The sequence below is a fragment of the Planktothrix tepida PCC 9214 genome, assembly GCF_900009145.1.
Lineage (GTDB): Bacteria > Cyanobacteriota > Cyanobacteriia > Cyanobacteriales > Microcoleaceae > Planktothrix > Planktothrix tepida.
The window spans coordinates 17954-37756 of the sequence record NZ_LN889764.1 but is presented as its reverse complement, the minus strand read 5'-3'; the positions used below and the strand labels follow the sequence as shown (position 1 = coordinate 37756).

At 41.3% G+C, this 19803-nt stretch carries 19 protein-coding genes; 11 read left to right on the top strand and 8 right to left on the bottom strand.

Annotation, left to right across the window (positions count from 1 at the left end):
• Window positions 1–85: 85 nt before the first annotated feature.
• A complete protein-coding gene (psaC, locus tag PL9214_RS01380; protein ID WP_072717065.1) occupies window positions 86–331 on the bottom strand; it encodes a photosystem I iron-sulfur center protein PsaC in 246 nt (81 codons plus the stop codon).
• Window positions 332–656: 325 nt separating this feature from the next.
• A complete protein-coding gene (locus tag PL9214_RS01375; protein WP_072717289.1) occupies window positions 657–1553 on the bottom strand; it encodes a CoB--CoM heterodisulfide reductase iron-sulfur subunit B family protein in 897 nt (298 codons plus the stop codon).
• Window positions 1554–1846: 293 nt separating this feature from the next.
• On the opposite strand from PL9214_RS01375, the gene PL9214_RS01370 reads away from it, so the two are divergent.
• From PL9214_RS01370 to kaiC, 4 genes are all read left to right on the top strand, one after another.
• The gene (locus PL9214_RS01370; protein WP_072717064.1) at window positions 1847–2971 is read left to right on the top strand and encodes an aldo/keto reductase; all 1125 of its coding nucleotides are present in this window, start codon (window positions 1847–1849) and stop codon (window positions 2969–2971) included.
• Between the two features lie 150 nt (window positions 2972–3121).
• Window positions 3122–4024 carry a circadian clock protein KaiA gene (locus tag PL9214_RS01365; protein ID WP_367400302.1) on the top strand — a complete coding sequence of 301 codons (903 nt, stop codon included), beginning with the start codon at window positions 3122–3124 and terminating at the stop codon, window positions 4022–4024.
• A gap of 77 nt (window positions 4025–4101) precedes the next feature.
• Window positions 4102–4404, top strand: coding sequence for a circadian clock protein KaiB (gene kaiB, locus PL9214_RS01360; RefSeq protein ID WP_072717063.1), 303 nt, complete (start codon window positions 4102–4104; stop codon window positions 4402–4404).
• A gap of 206 nt (window positions 4405–4610) precedes the next feature.
• On the top strand, window positions 4611–6161 hold the full coding sequence (gene kaiC, locus PL9214_RS01355) for a circadian clock protein KaiC (protein ID WP_072717062.1): 1551 nt from the start codon (window positions 4611–4613) through the stop codon (window positions 6159–6161).
• Between the two features lie 421 nt (window positions 6162–6582).
• On the opposite strand, the gene PL9214_RS01350 is transcribed toward kaiC, so the two are convergent.
• Complete coding sequence (locus PL9214_RS01350; protein ID WP_072717061.1) at window positions 6583–8157, bottom strand: DGQHR domain-containing protein; 1575 nt, start codon at window positions 8155–8157, stop codon at window positions 6583–6585.
• Between the two features lie 118 nt (window positions 8158–8275).
• Between PL9214_RS01350 and PL9214_RS01345 the strand changes: the two genes are divergently transcribed.
• The 5 genes from PL9214_RS01345 (at window position 8276) to PL9214_RS01325 (ending at window position 14162) form a co-directional block, all read left to right on the top strand.
• Complete coding sequence (locus PL9214_RS01345) at window positions 8276–9244, top strand: HNH endonuclease (protein WP_072717060.1); 969 nt, start codon at window positions 8276–8278, stop codon at window positions 9242–9244.
• 7 nt (window positions 9245–9251) lie between these two features.
• Complete coding sequence (dndC, locus tag PL9214_RS01340) at window positions 9252–10832, top strand: DNA phosphorothioation system sulfurtransferase DndC (RefSeq protein WP_072717059.1); 1581 nt, start codon at window positions 9252–9254, stop codon at window positions 10830–10832.
• Between the two features lie 44 nt (window positions 10833–10876).
• Window positions 10877–12862, top strand: a complete 1986-nt coding sequence (dndD, locus tag PL9214_RS01335; protein WP_072717287.1) for a DNA sulfur modification protein DndD — start codon at window positions 10877–10879, stop codon at window positions 12860–12862.
• A gap of 177 nt (window positions 12863–13039) precedes the next feature.
• Window positions 13040–13441, top strand: coding sequence for a DNA sulfur modification protein DndE (dndE, locus tag PL9214_RS01330; RefSeq protein ID WP_072717058.1), 402 nt, complete (start codon window positions 13040–13042; stop codon window positions 13439–13441).
• A 193-nt stretch (window positions 13442–13634) separates the two neighbouring features.
• Window positions 13635–14162 carry a late competence development ComFB family protein gene (locus PL9214_RS01325; RefSeq protein ID WP_245824135.1) on the top strand — a complete coding sequence of 176 codons (528 nt, stop codon included), beginning with the start codon at window positions 13635–13637 and terminating at the stop codon, window positions 14160–14162.
• Between the two features lie 322 nt (window positions 14163–14484).
• Here PL9214_RS01325 and ftsZ read toward each other — a convergent pair whose 3' ends face one another.
• A complete protein-coding gene (gene ftsZ, locus PL9214_RS01320) occupies window positions 14485–15765 on the bottom strand; it encodes a cell division protein FtsZ (protein WP_072717056.1) in 1281 nt (426 codons plus the stop codon).
• Window positions 15766–16106: 341 nt separating this feature from the next.
• Complete coding sequence (locus tag PL9214_RS01315; RefSeq protein ID WP_072717055.1) at window positions 16107–16325, bottom strand: hypothetical protein; 219 nt, start codon at window positions 16323–16325, stop codon at window positions 16107–16109.
• 203 nt (window positions 16326–16528) lie between these two features.
• Here PL9214_RS01315 and PL9214_RS01310 point away from each other — a divergent pair, with 203 nt between their 5' ends.
• Complete coding sequence (locus tag PL9214_RS01310) at window positions 16529–16942, top strand: hypothetical protein (RefSeq protein ID WP_072717286.1); 414 nt, start codon at window positions 16529–16531, stop codon at window positions 16940–16942.
• 8 nt (window positions 16943–16950) lie between these two features.
• Here PL9214_RS01310 and PL9214_RS01305 read toward each other — a convergent pair whose 3' ends face one another.
• Together PL9214_RS01305 and PL9214_RS01300 are read right to left on the bottom strand one after the other, a co-directional pair.
• Window positions 16951–17586, bottom strand: coding sequence for a hypothetical protein (locus tag PL9214_RS01305; RefSeq protein ID WP_245824133.1), 636 nt, complete (start codon window positions 17584–17586; stop codon window positions 16951–16953).
• A 71-nt stretch (window positions 17587–17657) separates the two neighbouring features.
• Window positions 17658–18506 carry a TlyA family RNA methyltransferase gene (locus PL9214_RS01300; RefSeq protein WP_072717053.1) on the bottom strand — a complete coding sequence of 283 codons (849 nt, stop codon included), beginning with the start codon at window positions 18504–18506 and terminating at the stop codon, window positions 17658–17660.
• Between the two features lie 215 nt (window positions 18507–18721).
• Here PL9214_RS01300 and PL9214_RS01295 point away from each other — a divergent pair, with 215 nt between their 5' ends.
• Window positions 18722–18922 (top strand): hypothetical protein, encoded by a 201-nt coding sequence (locus tag PL9214_RS01295; RefSeq protein WP_072717052.1) that lies wholly within the window; start codon window positions 18722–18724, stop codon window positions 18920–18922.
• Between the two features lie 248 nt (window positions 18923–19170).
• Here PL9214_RS01295 and apcB read toward each other — a convergent pair whose 3' ends face one another.
• A complete protein-coding gene (apcB, locus tag PL9214_RS01290) occupies window positions 19171–19680 on the bottom strand; it encodes an allophycocyanin subunit beta (protein ID WP_072717051.1) in 510 nt (169 codons plus the stop codon).
• Between the last annotated feature and the right edge of the window lie 123 nt (window positions 19681–19803).

Sequence of the window (19803 nt, the reverse complement as noted above, 5' to 3'; positions counted from 1 at the left end):
CCTCTGTGAAGATTGAACTCCTTGTAATCTTCCCAGTGGAAGTCAGGAGTTGGAATTGATAAAAACACCCGGTTTTGGGCAGAGTTTAGTAAGCTAGACCCATGCTACGAGTTGTTTCAGCACCGAGATAAACCCGAATACTTAAAAAGTCTGTCGGACAAGCTGTTTCACACCGTTTGCAACCTACACAGTCTTCGGTGCGGGGAGAAGAAGCAACCTGACCCGCTTTGCAGCCATCCCAAGGAACCATCTCAAGGACGTCAGTGGGACAAGCGCGAACGCATTGGGTACAGCCGATACAGGTATCGTAAATTTTGACTGAATGAGACATTGAATGATTTCTCCAGTAGATATCAAAATGTTACAAGTTCTGCCCTGAATACAGGTTAGAAGTCCAGCTTAACTTGACACTCCTGCGAATTAAATTCGAGGGATTCTTAAAAGAGTTTTACTCCTAAAGACGATGCCAACCAGCTAGTACCCACTTTGGTAAAACCATCGTGGCTATTTTTCTATGAGCGGAATCATCCCATATATTCCATCACAATACCCCAGTGTTTCACGTCCAATACACATAAGGCGATAAAACTTTAAACAATGTAATACTTTGGTTGACTATTGGCCCTTGACCCTTGACCCTCAACGGGAAATAGCCCTCACCGAATTTTCTCTAAAACCGACTGGGTAGAGACAACATGGCGGTCTAAACCCAGTTGTTTAGGGTCGATACCCAGGGCCAGGGCCACTAATTGGGGAAGATGGAGAACGGGTAAACCCAAGGGACGACCGATGACTTTTTCCACTTCCGGTTGGCGGGAATCTAAATTAAGATGACAGAGGGGACAAGGTGTGACCAAACAATCTGCACCGTTGTCAATGGCATCTTGAATTTGGTTTCCGGCCATTTGAAAAGCTGATTCTGTGGCGTAACTCGACAAAGGCCAACCGCAACATTGGGTTCTACCCCGATAATAAACGGGAGTCGCCCCGACCGCCCGAAACAGATTTTCCATCGATTCTGGTTGATGGGGGTCATCATAGGGGAGATGGGTTTGAGCGCGTAAGAGGTAACAGCCATAAAAGGCAGCACACTTCAAACCGGACAGTCTGCGTTTGACTTTTTGTTGAATTTCGGCTAAACCATAATCGGCGACTAAGGCCCAAAGCAGGTGTTTAACTTCCGTTGTCCCCTGATAGGGGGAGCATCCCTCTTTGCTGAGTAATCCATTCACCTTTTCAATATAAGCCGGATCTGTAGTTTGAAATTCCTTTAACCGTTCATCAACGTGACCAATCACCCCTTGACAGGTACTGCAATGGGTCAGTAAAGGTAAATTTAATTCTTCTGCTAAAGCAATATTACGGGCATTGACGGTATCCTCTAAGAGCCGAGAATCTTCTTTGAATGTTCCCGAACCACAGCAGGATGCCTTTTTCAGTTCAATGAGTTCAATGCCTAAAGTTTGGGCGAGGACTTGCGTAGACTGATACAGTTCCCGACAAGCTCCTTGGGCAACACAGCCGGGAAAATAGGCATATCTCAAGGATGGCATAGAAACAACCTTCTCTACTAACGACAGGGGCATTTGGAATCGCCCTTGATCTTCCATCATCTCTTGTACTGACGAGGATAGGGGGAATTAAGAATTAAGAATTAAGAATTGAGGTTTTGGGTTTGGGGTGTTTGTTGATTCAGGTTTCACCTGCTTACAAGGGATGGGTGCTGAATTGGAGGATTTTATATTGATGAGTAACAAAATAGTAATAAAACGAGAAGACCGAAAGGAAACGTTTAAAATAGAGAGTATAACCCAATTTTCAAGCTTTTATTAAACCTAGATACCGTATGAAAATTTCAGGTAAAGCGACTTTGGCAGGAACCCAAAGATATCGAGAACGACATCAGCAAGACTGTGTAGCAACTCATTTTCGACAAGCTAATGATTGGGTTGTTAGTTCGATTGGGATTGGCACTTATTTAGGTGCGCCGGACTCTCATACAGATGATCTCGTCACGGATGCCATTATCGAGTCGGTTGAAAATGGAATTAACTTGATTGATACGGCAATTAATTATCGCTATATGCACGCTGAATGGAGTGTTAGTGATGCGTTATTGGCTTTAATCCGGGATGAAACTATATCCAGGGATGAATTAGTAATTTGTACAAAAGGAGGGTTTATTCCTGATGATGAGCGCATTAGTTGGTTTTATTCTCGATATATTGAAAGTAGTAAATTTTCCATTGAACCCCAGGATTTAGTTGCCGAATGCCACTGTTTACACCCCGAATATATTTGGGATCAACTCGAACGAAGTTTAGATAATTTAGGGTTAGAAACCATTGATATTTATTATCTCCATAACCCAGAAATGCAACTTTCGGAAGTTTCCCCAGAAATTTTTTATCACCGTCTCCAACTTGCCTTTGAAGTATTAGAAAAAGCCGTCAGCCAAGGAAAAATTAGTGCCTATGGGTTAGCCACTTGGGACGGTCTGCGAGTGCCACCCACCGCATTCAACTATTTGGATTTAGCCAAGGCTAAAGCATTAGCAAGTCAAGTCACCTCCGAAGGCCAGGATCATTTCAAGTTTATTCAGTTACCGATTAATGCAACAATGCTAGAGGCTTTGGTTCAACCCACTCAGCACGTTAAGCGGACATGGCTTCCGACTTTAGAGGCTGCCCATCGTTTAGGATTATCGGTGATTTCTAGTGCCTCCCTTGGCCAAACAAAAGCCATTGGTCACATTCCAGATGCCCTGCAAGAGGGACTCCATCAGACTTCCTTAACCCCGACCCTAAAGGCCCTTCAGTTTACTCGTTCCTGTCCCCGATTATTGACGGCTTTAGTGGGAATGAAAACTGTTGCTCATGTTACAGAAAATTTAGCTTTAACTCGGATTAAACCCCTCGCGGCTAAATTTTATCAACCTTTGACTCACGGGGAGGTTAAAACCGTTTCTTGATCTTAGAAGTAGGATTTTTCTAGGGAATCGTTAAAAAATAGTTACAATTCGTGATTAAATACTATTATATAGGATTAAACAATCTTAGTAATGGAGCAATTGGCTCTGACTGATTTGTTCGGTGAAAACTTAGTCCCAACCTCCCCAACTGTGTGGCGTCCACAGCTATCCATCGGTGTTTTTGTGCCGACTGTGAGACTGGCTAATATTGTCATGTCCCATTTACAGAATGATAGTTATACGGCAGTGCAGATTCAGTCTGTTGAAGCCTTTCTCCAATTCATGGCTCAAGAAAGACAGCAACTCGATTGTATCGTTCTTGAGGATAATTCCGATTTGCTGGCTCTGAGCCAATATCTCCACAATCAGTCTATTTCTGTACCTGCGGTGATTATCACAGCACAACCCCAACTGATAGAGCGTTTAACGACCCTATCAGATTCTTCAGATGAAACTTCATTACCGGGAGAATCCTCACCCTATTTCTACCACTGTACCGAGGTACGAATCGGGGACAATCAACTCAATCAGATTCCCGCTTATATTGATAAAGCGATTAGTCAATTTATTACCAATGCGATTACAACTCGCCTCACCGAACAATCTGCCAGTGGTGACGCACCGACAGAGCTAACGAATTTTATCATTCGTCAACAACGTCGCCTGGTCAGTAAACTCCATGAGCGTTTAGGATACCTGGGTGTGTACTATAAAAGAAGCCCCCAAAATTTTATTCGTAATATGGCCCCGGCCGAACGGCAGGAATTTATCGATCAACTTAAAACCAAATATCGCCAAATCGTTCTCAGTTATTTTTCAGCCGATCAAAGTTTGAATAATAAAATTGATGAATATGTAAATTTGGCTTTTTTTGCTGATGTTCCTGTCACCCGAATTGTGGAAATTCACATGGAGTTGATGGATAATTTTTCTAAACAGCTTAAATTAGAAGGAAGAAGCGAAGATGTTTTATTAGATTACCGATTAACTTTAATTGACACCATTGCCCATTTATGTGAAATGTATCGCCGATCAATTCCTAGAGATTCCTAGAAATAGTAATTGAACCTTCATCTTTAACGATAAAATAAGTTTTTCCTACCCCATCTAACACCGGCCAATCAACATTTATGAGTCCTCTTAAAAAAACCTATGTCCTCAAACTCTATGTGGCGGGGAATACTCCCAACTCAGTCCGAGCATTGAAAACCCTTAAAGACATCTTAGAACAGGAATTTCAAGGGGTTTATGCCTTAAAAGTCATTGACGTTCTCAAAAATCCACAACTGGCAGAGGAAGATAAAATTTTAGCGACTCCTACCCTGTCTAAAATCTTGCCTCCTCCGGTGCGGAAAATAATTGGTGATCTCTCGGATCGAGAAAAAGTTTTAATTGGACTCGATCTTCTCTATGAAGAACTGATGGATGAGTAAATCTGGACTTGAAATCGATTTTGGAGGGTAAGGACAAGGTAAAATAGATTACTGATGTCCGTCAATTCTGATCCACCCTTACCAACTGCTGGGAACTCTTGGTTGAGAATGATGACTTGATCCCCTACTGTTCCAGATTTTGTGGTAAATGTAGCAAAAGTCTCACAGGTTCATCGATCAGAGCCATATTCTTTAAGATAAAAATTATGAGTGAAAGTTCTCAGGAAACCAAAAGCAATGGACGTAAACTGATAGGGGTGCAGAAAATCCGCACCATGATTGAAGGTTTTGATGATATTAGTCATGGCGGAATGCCTATTGCTAGAACGACGTTAGTGAGCGGGACATCAGGAACCGGAAAAACCTTGTTTGCGGTTCAGTTTCTCTACAATGGAATTACCTATTTTGATGAACCTGGGATCTTCGTCACGTTTGAAGAATCACCTACAGATATTATTAAAAATGCTTCTAGTTTTGGATGGGATCTCCAACAATTTATTGATGAAGGAAAGTTATTTATTTTAGATGCTTCTCCTGACCCAGAGGGGCAAGATATTGTAGGAAATTTTGACCTATCAGCTTTAATTGAGCGGATTCAATATGCTATTCGTAAATATAAAGCTCGACGGGTTTCGATTGACTCGGTAACGGCCGTTTTCCAACAATATGAAGCCGCAGGAGTGGTCAGACGAGAGATTTTCCGCCTGGTAGCGCGATTGAAACAGGTGGGAGCTACCACGATTATGACAACGGAACGAGAGGCAGAATATGGCCCGGTGGCGCGATTTGGGGTGGAAGAATTTGTTTCCGATAATGTCGTCATCTTTCGGAACGTTTTAGAGGGAGAACGACGGCGACGCACGGCGGAAATTCTCAAATTGCGGGGTACAACCCACATGAAGGGGGAATATCCCTTTACGATTACCAATAATGGGATTGGGATCTTTCCTCTGGGGGCGATGCGCCTCACTCAACGTTCGTCCAATGCCCGGGTTTCTTCTGGAAATCCTACCCTCGATCTCATGTGTGGCGGTGGGTTCTTCAAAGATTCGATTATTTTGGCAACGGGAGCAACGGGAACGGGTAAAACGTTATTAGTCAGTATTTTCCTACAGGATGCCTGTAAAAATGGTCAACGAGCCATGTTATTTGCCTATGAAGAATCTCGTGCTCAGTTATTTAGAAATGCGAGTTCTTGGGGGATTGATTTTGAAGAAATGGAACGAAAAGGATTACTGAAAATTTTATGTAGTTATCCTGAATCTGCGGGATTAGAAGATCATTTACAAATTATTAAATCGGAAATTTCTGAGTTTAAACCCGCTCGAATTGCGATTGATTCGTTATCAGCTTTAGCACGAGGGGTGAGTAATAACGCTTTTCGTCAATTTGTGATTGGGGTAACGGGTTATGCTAAACAGGAGGAAATTACAGGATTTTTCACGAATACAACGGATCAATTTATGGGTTCCCATTCGATTACGGATTCCCATATTTCAACGATTACCGATACGATTTTGATGTTGCAATATGTGGAAATTCGAGGGGAAATGTCCCGTGCCTTAAACGTGTTTAAGATGAGGGGTTCTTGGCATGATAAAGGCATTCGAGAATATACGATTAGTGATCACGGCCCTCTGATTACTGATTCTTTCCGAGATTATGAACGGATTATTAGTGGTTCTCCGACTCGAATTGCGGTGAATGAAAAGAGTGAGTTAGGTCGTATTCTTGGAAAGATTGAGTCTGATGAATAATAGTTAGTTGACTCCTATTAACTGTTATCTCAAGGGCTGAAAATCAAATTCAGAGTAGGGTCAACTTCGATGATTAATGCCCTGAACTAAAGTTCGGGCTAAAAGCTGAAGTCATCTTTAGATGACTAAGATCATTCTTTATTAACCCGTTTTAACGGGTTTTAGCTTTTAGCCTGAAATTTATTTCAAGGCTTTTGGCGTTAAGTTGACACTGATGTGTGTGTCGTCCCTATTATAAGATAGGGGAAATTAAGGGGAGGTCAGTTAACAAAAATTGATTTGGGGTGTTTGACTGTTCGTTAAACAATAATTGACTAATTAATCAAGTATATACACGAACTCCCCCTTACAACATTGTCTCTTGTGCCGGGGGTTTTGTCAACCCCTCCCCCAACAAACAAAATTTTTTCACAGAAAACCGCTACAAAATTTCGGGTAAACCGACTTCTCTGGGTTTGACAAATTGACCTTCAAAACTCACGGCTTTATTCTCAAACGTCCTAGCATCTGCTAAGGCTTTGCGTAACTCAGCGCATTCCATCGGTTGCTGCATTCCCCCTAATAAATAAATGAGTAACTTCGCCGCCAACTCTTTTCCGGCTACCCTCACTCGGCGCTTATTTGGGTCATATAATACCCCATACCAGAGCGAGTCAGGATATTCCATGCCACTAAACCCCCCAGACCCATCAAAACTTTGCAATTTCTCAAAAATCTCTGTTACCGACCGTTGTTGATAAAACACCAACACCCCCAACGCGACTGCTACGGCGACTTGACCCACAGGACGAAACAGTAAATTTCCCTCTCCTCCGGGTTTCTCAAAGCTAAACCGACGCAAAGCTGGAGTTTCCCAACCTTGTTCTAACTTTTGATAACTGGGTAAACTCGCCATGCCATCAAAGAATTGTTTTAACTCCTCAATACCTGCTTCTAATTCAGCTTCGGTGGGTCGCAGGGGAATTAACCCAGATTTTGCAGCTTTCCAGTGGGGAAATTTGGGGGTTAAATACCGTTGACCCATATCGGTTAATGCTTGCAGGGTGGTTAAGACCGTTGACTTAGAGGCGACTGTGGCACTATCCCAATTAATTCTAGGGTTGCGTCCGGGTTTATCGCAAAATAAAGCATGGGAAACGGCCACCTGACGAGTAACAATAGAAAACCCATCATCTTCATCTAATAGCGCCAACTGTCCTTTACTAAGTTTGACGGCCATTAAGTTAACGTGAACAAAAATAGACCTTACCCTGTGTCTGGCTTCGGCGCGAGTTTCTCCCTTCACCACTGCGGGAATAAATTCAACTCCGATGGTTTCTTGGGATAACTGTTGTAACTGTTGGGGAGTGATACCGAATTTTTGGCTAAGTTCTTTAACAGTAATAGCATCCCCGATGGGTTTTTTCTGTTTAGTGTAGGGTTGCAAGTGTCCTGTCCGTAGGAGTTGCATCAGACCTTGTATCCCCATTAAGCGGTGTTGTCCATCCAAAGCAAACACAGAGACATCACTCGACATCTGCAATAGTCCCAGTTTTCCTTGGCTGTCGAGGGGGAGAAATTCGATGGCGGACTCGGTGGCCCGTCCGTGTTTACCCCATTGAGTGGCTTTGGGGTCATCGACCCAGGCGGGACTAAGGACAACTAACACCGCAGGAAATTTATGGTCTTTATGGTTAGTAAGATATTGGGTTAAGGTTGCTTGACGTGACCAGTCGAGGGGACGTTGGAAAATCTCATCAACGGTTTCAGCGTCGCGTTTGACGTTAACTGTTGAGTCTAAATGAGGTTGAAATAAGGGGAGTTGGGAGGCAAAACCGACTTTTGCGGCTATCCATTCTAGGGTAACAGCACTGATAAAGGTTTCGGTTCCGGCCATTTGGGTTTTTTGGACAAAAAGGCGATCACTTTGGTTCAGGTAGATGTCCAAAAATTGGGAGATCTCAGTCCCAGGATTACAAATTGTTGCGATCAGATCGGAAGGAGTTGCAGGTTTCATGAGTGCAAGATAAGCTGATAAGGCAAACAGTGGGTTTTTAAAAAAAGTTTACCCAAAAGGCTATCTTACCGAAATTAAAAGAACTGGAGTATATCTAAATTTCGGTTAGGAGGAAAATATGGACAGTACACAACAACCTAACAACAGGCAAACTCTTGGAGACTATTGTAAACGCTTTTCGGAATTAAGGGTTAATAAAATTCGTCAACGAGGTGATGCTCCTTATAAACCTATCTTGTTGTTATCTGTTATTGATCTGATCACACAAGGTATTATTGAGAAAAACGAAATTACAGTATCAGATGAATTAATTAATACCTTCAAAAAGCATTGGCAATTTTTGGGAAATGAAGGATATTCAGGAGGGTTACACTATCCTTTTTTTCACTTGAAACGGGAAAATTTTTGGCACTTGAAGTTAAAGCCTGATTTTGATGGGTTTCAACCTAAGAGTATTAATAAATTGAAACAAGCGGTAGAATATGCTAAGTTAGATGAGCAATTATTTGAACTTATCAAAAATGGAGAAACCCGAAAAGAATTAGTAGATACTTTAATATCAGTTTGGTTTTCTGATACCCAAAAAGAATTAGAAGATATTTTAGGAGTAAATCAAAATTTACAAACTGAAGCCGAACAAGAGCTAACACAGTTAGATCAATTAATTGAAAAAAAAATCAGAATTTATAAATCAGTTATGAGAGATGCTTTTTTTAGGAAATCCATTATTCATATTTATGATTATAAATGCGCGTTTTGTGGGTTGAAAGTAATTCGTTCTATTAATCAAACTATTGTAGATGGAGCACATATAAAACCGATGTCTTTATTTTATGACAATAAAATTGATAATGGAATTTCATTTTGTAAAAATCATCATTGGGCATTTGATCGAGGTTGGTTTACAATAGATAATAATTATAAAATTATTGTTGCAGAAGATTTACAAGAAATATCACCTCATGCTAGACCCATGAAAGATTTTAATGGAGATTCTTTATTTTTACCCAACATGGAAAAATTTTATCCAAGGCTTGATGCTATTCAGTGGCATCGAAACAACATCTTTAAAACTGTATTAGGGTGATCGCAGCATGGCTATTGAACAACAAATATCCTTATTCCCATCTCGAAATATTGATGAATTTGTCAATGATCTTGAAAGTCTGACTCAGGAAATTAAAGATTTATATTGTTTAGATCAAATTCCTTGGGTTATTGGCTATTCTGGAGGTAAAGACAGCACAGCTAGTTTACAACTGATTTGGAATGCGATCGCAACACTTCCTCCTGAAAAGCTCAATAAGAAGATTTATGTTATTAGTACAGATACTTTAGTAGAAAACCCTATTGTCTCTGCTTGGGTGAATAATTCTTTAAATAGAATGAAATTAGTAGCTCAGACAAATAATCTTCCTATTGAACCTCATTTGTTAACACCTGAAGTAACACAAACTTATTGGGCAGGTTTAATAGGGAAAGGTTATCCTGCACCTCGTCATCGGTTTAGATGGTGTACTGGACGCTTAAAAATTGATCCTTCTAACCGTTTTATTCGTGATGTTGTACGGTCAAATGGTGAAGCTATTGTAATTTTAGGAACACGCAAAACAGAAAGTTCTAACCGTGCAATGATCATGGCTAAACGGGAAACAAAACGAGTTCGTGATCATCTTTGTCCTCATCCTCATTTACCTAGTTCTCTACTTTATACGCCTATTGAAAGTTGGCGAACTGACGAAGTTTGGATGTATTTAATGCAATGGGAAAATCCTTGGGGTCTGGATAATAAAGAATTATTTGCGATGTATCGAGGCGCAACAGCAGATAATGAATGCCCTCTTGTTGTCGATACCTCTACTCCTAGCTGTGGAAGCTCTCGGTTTGGCTGTTGGGTTTGTACTTTGGTGGATAGTGATAAATCATTAACTGCAATGATACAAAATGATCAAGAAAAAGAATGGTTACAACCTCTTGTGGATCTGCGTTTAGAATTAGATATCCAAAATGATCGAGATAAACGAGATTTTAGGCGACTTGTTGGAACTGTTCAACTCTTTGAACGAAATGTTGATGGGGAAATATCTGTTGAACCTATACCGGGGCCATATACCAAAAAATGGCGAGAACATTGGTTAAGACGGGTATTAGAAGCACAACAACAAATTAGACAAACAGCACCGGAAGAATATCGAGATATTACCTTAATTACAATAGGAGAATTGAGCGAAATTCGGCGAATATGGTTAGAGGAAAAACACGAATTTGATGATAGTTTACCCAAAATTTATGAGGAAATTATGGGAGAACCCTTTGAAGACCCCCGTATCGGTGCGGGAAATCATGTTCTGGGTGGAGATGAATGGCAAATTTTAGAAGAACTCAGTGAAGGGGATGGGATGTATATGGAACTAATGGCAAAATTAATGGATACTGAACGTCAGTATAAAACAATGGCAAGACGGACGGGAATTTATGATGATTTAGAACGCTGTTTTGAAACCAGTTCTCGACCGCAACAGGATGCTATTGAGAATGCTCATTATGAACGCAATTTAAAAGAAGCCGCAAAAACCGGAAGTGTTGAACAAGTTAAGCAAGCTGTTGAGGGCAAAAAAGCCGACCCTCCTCAACAGTTAAGTTGGGCAACTTTGAAATTTCAAAACCCTTCTTAAGATTAACAGGCAAGATGCCTGTTCCACATATCCTTATTTTAATTATGATTTTCCTAGAATTAACAGTCGAAAACTTTGGCCCCTATCGAGGGAAACAAGTCATTGATTTACGTCCTCAAATTAATGATAATGTTATTAGCCCTATTGTGTTATTCGGTGGTATGAATGGGGGTGGAAAAACAACCTTAATGGATGCGATGCGACTGGCACTTTATGGACAACGGGCTCAATGTTCAACACGGGGAAGTTTAAGTTATCCTGACTTTCTCAAACAAGCCGTTAATAAACATACCCTACCCCATGAAGAAACCAGTGTCGAATTGTTATTTGAACATATCGTTCAAAATATGCAAGTTCAATTTCGGGTCAAACGTCGCTGGACAAAAAACCCGAAAAATGGTAAAGATATTTTAGGAATCTTAATTGATGATTGGCCGGACTCCGCTTGGTTAGAAACCTGGGATGAACGGATAGAAGATTTTTTTCCCATTGGCATTTCTAATTTATTTTTATTTGATGGCGAACAAGTTAAAGAATTAGCAGATTTAGACACACCCCCTAACGTTGTGGTTCAGGCTATTCAATCTTTATTAGGGTTAGAATTAGCAGAACGGTTAGCCATAGATTTAGATATTTTAGCGAACCGTAAACGTAAACAATTAGCTGACTCTAAGGAATTAGCGGATTTAGAAGCCATTGAAAACAAGTTAAACCGCTATAAATCAGAATGGGAAAATGCTGAAAAATCCATATTAAACTTGAAGGAAAAAGCAGGAATAGCTAAAAAAAGGTTATATGCGGCTAAGGAAAAATTTAAACTCGAAGGTGGAAAAATTGCCGGAGAACGGAGTCAATTAGAACAACAGTTAGAACATGAACGAGAGAAAGCTAAACAACAGCGAGATAATCTTTGTGAATTAGCTGGAGATTATTTACCTTTGGCGTTAATTACTCCTCTATTATTACAAGCTAAAAACCAAGGAGAACAAGAGCTAAATTTGCAAAAAGCAAAAGTGGCTCAAGATGTTATTAAAGAACGAGATCAACGTTTATTTCAATATTTAGAACAGCTTAATATTACCCCAAACCAATTAGAAAATATTAAGTTATATTTAGAAGATGATTATCACAAATTAACCGATAATTCCGAAAATCAAGAAACCCTTTTTTTGGGGCTAGATGATAAAGTTCTCCAGCAGTTAAAAACCGTTTTAGAACATCAACTTCCGAGTCAAATTCAATCCTCTCAGGATAGCTTAGACGCCTTAAGAAGTATTGAAGACACAATTTCAAGTCTGGATAGACAATTAGCCGTTGCCGCCCCTCCAGAGGTCTATGAACAACTGTTAGAAACCGTCTCCCAAGCTCAAACAGAATTCACAAAACTGGAAACGGCTATTGAAGAGGCAGAAGAACGGTGTAAAAAATGTCAAGCTCAGTATGAAAAAGCTAAAAAAGACTTAGAAAAATATAGTCAAAATACTATTGATCGAAAAAATGTTAATCATATTATTGATAGCGTGGCTAAAGTTCAAAGTACATTGAAGGTTTTTAAAGAAAAACTGACTTTAAAAAAGCTAAATAAATTAGAAGTAGAAGTAACAGAATGTTTTCGTTATTTATTACATAAATCCGACTTAGTGCATCGAGTTATTATCCAAACGGAAGATTTTAGTTTATCCCTCTATGATCCCCAAGGACAACCTGTTGAGAAACACCGCCTTTCAGCCGGAGAAAAACAACTGTTAGCGATCGCTTTTTTATGGGGGTTAGCGAGGGTTTCCGGTCGCAATTTACCCATTGCCATTGATACCCCATTAGGCCGTTTAGACTCCTCCCACCGTCAAAACTTAATTGAACGGTATTTTCCCGCAGCCAGCCATCAAGTTATTTTACTTTCAACAGATACGGAAATTGCCGAAAAGGAAGTCAACAGTTTACGCGAACAAGAAGCCATCGCTCGTGAGTATTTACTCAAATACGACCCAACACAACGCCAAACCCGCATTGAACCTGGTTATTTCTTTTAAGAAGATAAGGTTGAGTCTGCAATATTCCTTTACAGAAGCTTCATAAAACTTCAGTTTAAATCAAGGTTTTGTAAAAAAATACCCTACCTAGATTACAATTCTTCAGTATTTCGGTATAAAATTTTCTATATATAGATTTAAGATCTGTGGATTTCCTGAATTGTCTCGTGAATCACAATGGAACCCCCCTTAGAGCGAATTCGCCTATCCCTAACCGCGAAGGAGCAGCTGACGAAACTTAAGCGAGTCACCAAAATAGAGAATTGGAATATCCTGTGTCGTTGGGCGTTGTGTCGTTCACTAGCAGAGTCAACAATTCCTTCCCCAGTTCCCATACCTAGCGATAGTAATGTTGAAATGACATGGCAAGTCTTTGGGGGTCAGATGTGTGATTTATTACTCCTTGCCCTCAAGCAACGTTGCCATAATGATCACTTAGGAACCGATCCCGAAACCCTCGCCACCCAGTTTCGCCTACACCTCCATCGAGGAATTAGTTACCTAGCCGGTGATCCCAATCTTAAACAGATTGAAGATTTAATCACCCTCACCCAAGCCCAAAACTCCGGCACCCCATAAACCTGCTGAGGTCAGAACCTCGCAAGACTCAGAATGTGCCCCCTATACCGAATTACGGTTCAGGGGTAACGGTTACTGTTCCCGAATGCCTTTCTCCTCCTTCCGTTATAAAGTCCCCTGTCATTTCCTATCTTTTCGGGAGGATCTCACAGACTTTCAAAATCGTTAAACTAGAAACTAGAGGAGAATCACCGTGACAACACTGAATACTGAATCTGGCTCGGTCAATACCAATACTATGGCTATAGGTTCTAACCGTAGATATCACAACGTAATGGAAGACTTAGTGGCTGAGGAAGTCAAACGTCAATTAGCTTCTCTTCCGCCACGACTTTCCCAATATATTAAGCGGGTTGAAGTGGAAACCTACGCGCTCAATCGTTTACCGCCGCTTTACGCTTCCAGTAAAGAAGGTTGGATGCAGCAACTTAAACGGGGACAGGCAGAGTTTTCCCCCTCGATCAAAACCGCCGTGCGACAAGCGATCGCGGCGGTACAAAGAGACTTGCTGCGACATTCAACTCCTTTATCTCCAGAAGAAGCCACAGAGGTTAATCAAGAGATTCAGAAACAAGAGGCTCCCAAAAGAAATGTACCGCGCTCTGAACCCTGGGAAAATACACCGCCTAATCTTGATCAAAAAGTGGTGCATCGTCATCGTGCTTTTGCCGATAATTACTCGCGCAAAGAAGCTTCGATTCGAGATGGATGGATGGGTTAACTGATTGGGGTATTTTTAGGCGTTGTTTTAGCTCTTATTTGTAGTATTTAAAAGAGATGAAAGAACGGATAAAAATACCCGACGAACCCTTGTCCTTTACCGATAGTTAAGGAGTGCTCTAATGGAGAAGTTACATCAAGTTTACTCTGTTGTACAGTTAAAAATATATCCTTCTTAAGGCAGAGATGCGCCACAATTGCCACTGCCAGGGTACAGCCTGACTAAACCTTAATGGTTAACGATTAACTGCTGAGTGTGGGCTGTTGTCAAGTGGAGAGTACCAAATGCCGAGTGTTCGGCTTCCGGTGCTCCCCTGATGGGTCTAACGAGTAGGGGGTTTGCGCCGACGGAGAAAATCAGGAATATCTAATCCGGGTTGGGCTGGGTTAGAGGGAGTTTGGGGTTGGGGTGGGTTCCCTGGAGCCGGAATCACCGGAATGGTATTCCCCCGTTGTACATTAACTTCACGGGTTACGGGGATAGCTTGTTTATTGTCTCCTGAAAACCCAGTAGCAATTACCGTGATTTTTACTTCTCCCTGCATCCGTTCATCAATCACAGCCCCAAAGATAATATTGGCATTAGGATCAACCACTTCATAAATCGTTTCAGCAGCCGCATTCACCTCATGTAAGGTTAAATCCGTACCGCCAGTAATATTAAATACAACCCCCTTCGCCCCATCAATGGAGGATTCTAACAAGGGAGAGGCGATCGCAGCAACGGCCGCTTCTCTAGCCCGTGATTTGCCCGAACCAATGCCAATGCCTAATAAAGCCGACCCGGCATCGGCCATCACCGCCCGGACGTCGGCGAAATCCACGTTGACTAAACCCGGAATTGTAATAATATCAGAGATTCCCTGTACCCCTTGACGTAAGACATCATCCGCATAGCGAAACGCTTCCTGCACGGGGGTTTGTTCATTAATCACCGATAACAATTTATTATTCGGAATCACAATTAACGTATCTACACGGGATTGTAATGCGGCAATTCCCTCATCCGCTTGGGAAATCCGTCGGCGTCCTTCAAAGGTAAACGGACGAGTGACGACCCCAACCGTTAAGGCTCCAATTTCTTTCGCGACTTCTGCCACAATCGGGGCTCCCCCGGTTCCGGTTCCGCCTCCTAAGCCAGCAGTAATAAAAACTAAATCTGCCCCTTCCAAAGCATGAAGAATTTCATCCCGTGATTCTTCCGCCGCTTTTTGACCAATGGCGGGGTTTCCACCTGCCCCTAAGCCTCTAGTTAATTTCTGACCCACTTGTAACCGTTTTTGGGCTTTCGATAAAGTTAAAGCTTGAGCATCGGTATTCACTGACCAAAACTCAACACCTGTTACCTGGCTGTCAATCATTCGGTTAACAGCATTACCGCCACTGCCGCCCACACCAATTACTTTGATCTTTGCAGCATTGCTGGGAATAATATCGCCACTCCAAGATTCTTCGCGGGGCATATCTTTAGAATCATTATTAGGGTTAACTATTCGTTCATTTCTACGGAATGGATTGGCTGAATCTGCTGACAACCAGGGATTCGCTTTTCCTTCAGCATCAGAATTGCCTTGGGTAGACCCCAGATTATTCTTAACTGTCATTTTAATAGGGGAAGTAGATGAATAACGGTTCTATAACTTTAAACCACAGAAACAAAACTACTATAGGGTAAGTTGGTCGAGAAACCAAGCCCTTGAGTGTATTAAACGCCACAAATTAGGAGATATCCTAAACTTTAAAGGTGAGCACCGATAAAATGGCAAATCCTTGGCCCCCTTGAACGGGTTTCTGATTCTAGCAGGGAATAGGAAATTGGGAACAGCTTAATATCGTCCTAGATTTCCCATACCCGTTTACCCTACACCCTAGATTCAATCTCAACAACCCATTGAATCAGAGTGCCATTGACTCCCCTGATTATCTTTTAAATTGTTGGGGCTGATTAGTCTTTAAATGATTCAGGAAAATCAGGTAAAACCCAGGTGGGCGGCTGCATTCTTTTCTTGCGGACAGCCTCCTCTGCCATTTCTAAGATTTGGTCTAAGGAGGTATTGCTGATAAAATTTTCAGTTTCTGGGATATAGTCACGATTGGGACATTTATCCCCTAAAACACAGCCATTGACACAAGCTTCTGCACAGTTAATTGATGATGGTTCCATCGGTTTTTCCGCTCCAAGTTGATCGGTTTTAGATTTGGGTTTGCTTCGCGGTTAAGATTCTGGGTTCTGAACCTTCTGAAGTTCCTGATCCAAAATTCTAACGTGAGTTTAATATAATCAAAAATGGGAGATTGTTAATCCTTTGCTAAAATCAGTTGAATTTGGCAAGTTCGTTAACCGTTACATCTTTTATTAAAATCACTATGAATAAATTTATACAACGTTTTAAAAATTTACCTTGGATACCTTTATTACAAAATGTCGCTCTGACTTATTTAATTGTTGCGATCGCAGAAATTTTAATGATTTGGGGAATCACTCAATCTCTAGCCTTGCGAAAAATGATCCAAATTTTATATGCTCCCCCCTTAGACTTATTAATTTTATTCGGTGTGGGGGTTGGGGTAGGAGCTTTGGTCATTTATCTCATCGAAATTCGTCCCTCTAAAGTTTTCCTCAATACAACGTGTTTATGGGTACTTTTCCTTTGTTTATTAATAACTTTATTTATTTATAAATCCAGTTTCCCGCCCATTCTTTTATTAAGTACATCTCAAACCACGATTATGGGAATTTTAATTGGTTTGTTTTGGAAAGGGAGAAATTACTGGAGATAAATCCAAGATTACTTAGCGACAATTCTCAATCCTTCTCGATAATGAGCAATCGCCGTAATCACAGCAACCGCAAAATAAAACATCCGAATCCCCCAAAAACAAACCCCCATAATCACTGTAATTAAAGTCGGAGGAATCCCACTCACCCGAACAAATTTAGAGTTCACTTGTTTTTCTAACCGTTCCAATTCCTGCATCTGAACTTGTCGCGTCGGAATCATAGGAAATTGTCCCGTATATACATAGAAACCAAACACTCCATCTCGATTAATTCTGCGTTTTAAAAAGTCATCTGCAACGGTTTGGGCTTGGGGAACCGGAATATCATCATCCTGAGCAATATCCCCCACCCAAAGATTGTATTTCACAATCTGAGGAACCGCTAAAATCAGGGGGATTGAAACAATTAGAAAAAATGTACTAATTTTGCGAGCATTAAAAGTGGGTAATAAACCCGTTGCTAATCCTAATCCCATCCCCACAATGGCAAATACCAAAATATTGAGTAAATCAATAATTTCTAAACCCCGAAGTAAATCGCCAAACATAAATATAGGGTAAATAAATTTATGGGCGAGTTTCAGGACTAAAACTTTAATTGCAATTGCCACTCCTGCGAGGACAACGACACAAAAGACAAACATGAAAGCGCATAAGATATAAACCGTAATGCGCCTCAGTAGTTTGAAGAAATTCATCGAACGAATTTAGGAGGTTAAGGTTGAGTAGAGGAAGACGTTAGGGTTGCCTGGGCTAATTGGGTGATTTGGGCGATGGCTATTTCCGAAGGAAGGGGTTGACCTTCACTGTGTAACCATAACAGATATTCAATATTCCCTGCTGGGCCTTGAATGGGCGACCAAGTTAAACCTCGATATTGCCAGCCTAACGTTAGGGCAGCACAACCGACTTGAAAGATAGCATGGGCTTGATCTTGAGAATCTCGGACAACGCCTTTTTTGCCCACCCGTTCTTTCCCTACTTCAAATTGAGGTTTTACTAACAGTACCACTTCCCGATTCGGCTTTAACAGTTGCCATAACGGAGGCAGAATTTTGGTTAAGGAAATAAAGGATACATCGACAACGGCAAAATCCGCATATTGTTCTGAAGGTGTATCGGCTGCAATCGTTAACTCTCCGTACAATTGACTAGGCGTTAAATAGCGCAGATTCGTGCGTTCAAATAAAATCACTCGTGGATCATTTCTAATCCCCCAGTCGCATTGTCCATAGCCAACATCAACGCCATAAACTTGTTTTGCCCCTGCTTTTAATAAACAATCGGTAAACCCTCCCGTTGAAATCCCCCCATCGAGACAAATGCGATCACGCACATTAATGTTAAATTCTGCCAAAGCTTTAGCCAGTTTTTCTCCGCCTCTGGAGACAAAAGGGGCTCGTTGTTTCACTTGAATCTCTGCTTCTGTATTGATTTCAGTTCCCGGTTTATCAATGACCTGTCGATTCACCAAAACTTCTCCCGCCCGGATTAATCGTTGAGCCTGTTGGCGGGACTCACATAAATTGCGGTCTACTAATAACGTATCAAGTCGTTGTTTCACAAAAATTGGGAACGATAGAGCAGGGAACCGAGAATTAGGAAACGGTTATCGAGATTCAGTTTCTGTACTACTTTACGGTAGAAGTCGATGATCCTTATCACATCAGGAATTGAGATTTATCTTAATTAATCCCTCAAAATATCACTGTTTGCCCAAAAAAATCAGAGGTTAATAGAGAAAGCTAGAGGTTGTATTAAATTTACTAGGATTAATCCATGAAAACCCTGAATTTTTTTCCCCTTGCTAATCAAGAAACTAGCCAACCCTCAACCGTTGCTATTTTAAGTGGAGAAATGATTCATATTATTTATCCCAATGGCAAAGTAGAACTCATAACCACAGACAATGTTCAGGAGAATAGAAGTCAACACCATTTGAAAACCTGTATCGTGTGGGGTCGAGTTGAAGACTTTTAAGGATTTGTGTTTCAAGATTAATGCGTCGGGATTCCATTCCACCCTAACACCTGCTCCGGTGTAGTGAAGATTTTCCTCCCGCCGCAGTCAAATATTAGGGATATAAAAATGGCATTAGCCCAGAAACCCCTAACAGACAAACCCGTGAAGTTCATCTAATCGGAGGGGTTATGGGCATAAGTGAGCCAATACAAAATGAAATGAGCGTTAGCCAATGCAATCGCCTTAAACAAAAATTGAGTGGGGGATTAAATATCCTGTTCACCCAATTCCCGAATTAAATGCTCAAAAGGTTGTTCTAAATAATCTCCAGTAGGCAGTCCAGCGGCTGCAACTTGTTCAGCCACTAAATCTTTGAGAATACCGATGCCGATCACAGTTGGGCCAACGGGAACATTTAAGGAATTGTAAGTTTCCCGTAACCCTTGGAGTACCCGTTCATCTAAAACATCCATATCTCCGGCCACCAGAGCATAGGTAGCGTAACGCAGATAATAGTCCATATCGCGTAAACAAGCTGCATAACGACGTGTGGTGTAAGCATAGCCACCGGGACGAATCAACTCAGGAACTTGGCTAAACAAGGCAGAACCCGCTTGTTTGACCAAAGTAGCCGCGTTGCTATTAATCACCGCAGCCGCTTGCACCCGTGCCGTGCCCGTCGAAAAATAGGACTTTAATTGATCGATGGCATCTCGATCCAAATAGCGACCCGTTCTGTCGTAATTTTTTATTAAGCTTGTAACGGCGTCTCGCATGAAGGCTATCTCCTTTATAATATCTTTCAATTATTCTGAAGCCGCGACGTGCTGTATTGTAGCACTCAATACAAAACTTAATCAATCTGAGTCACTATGATCAGCCAGTCGCTTTGTTCGCCC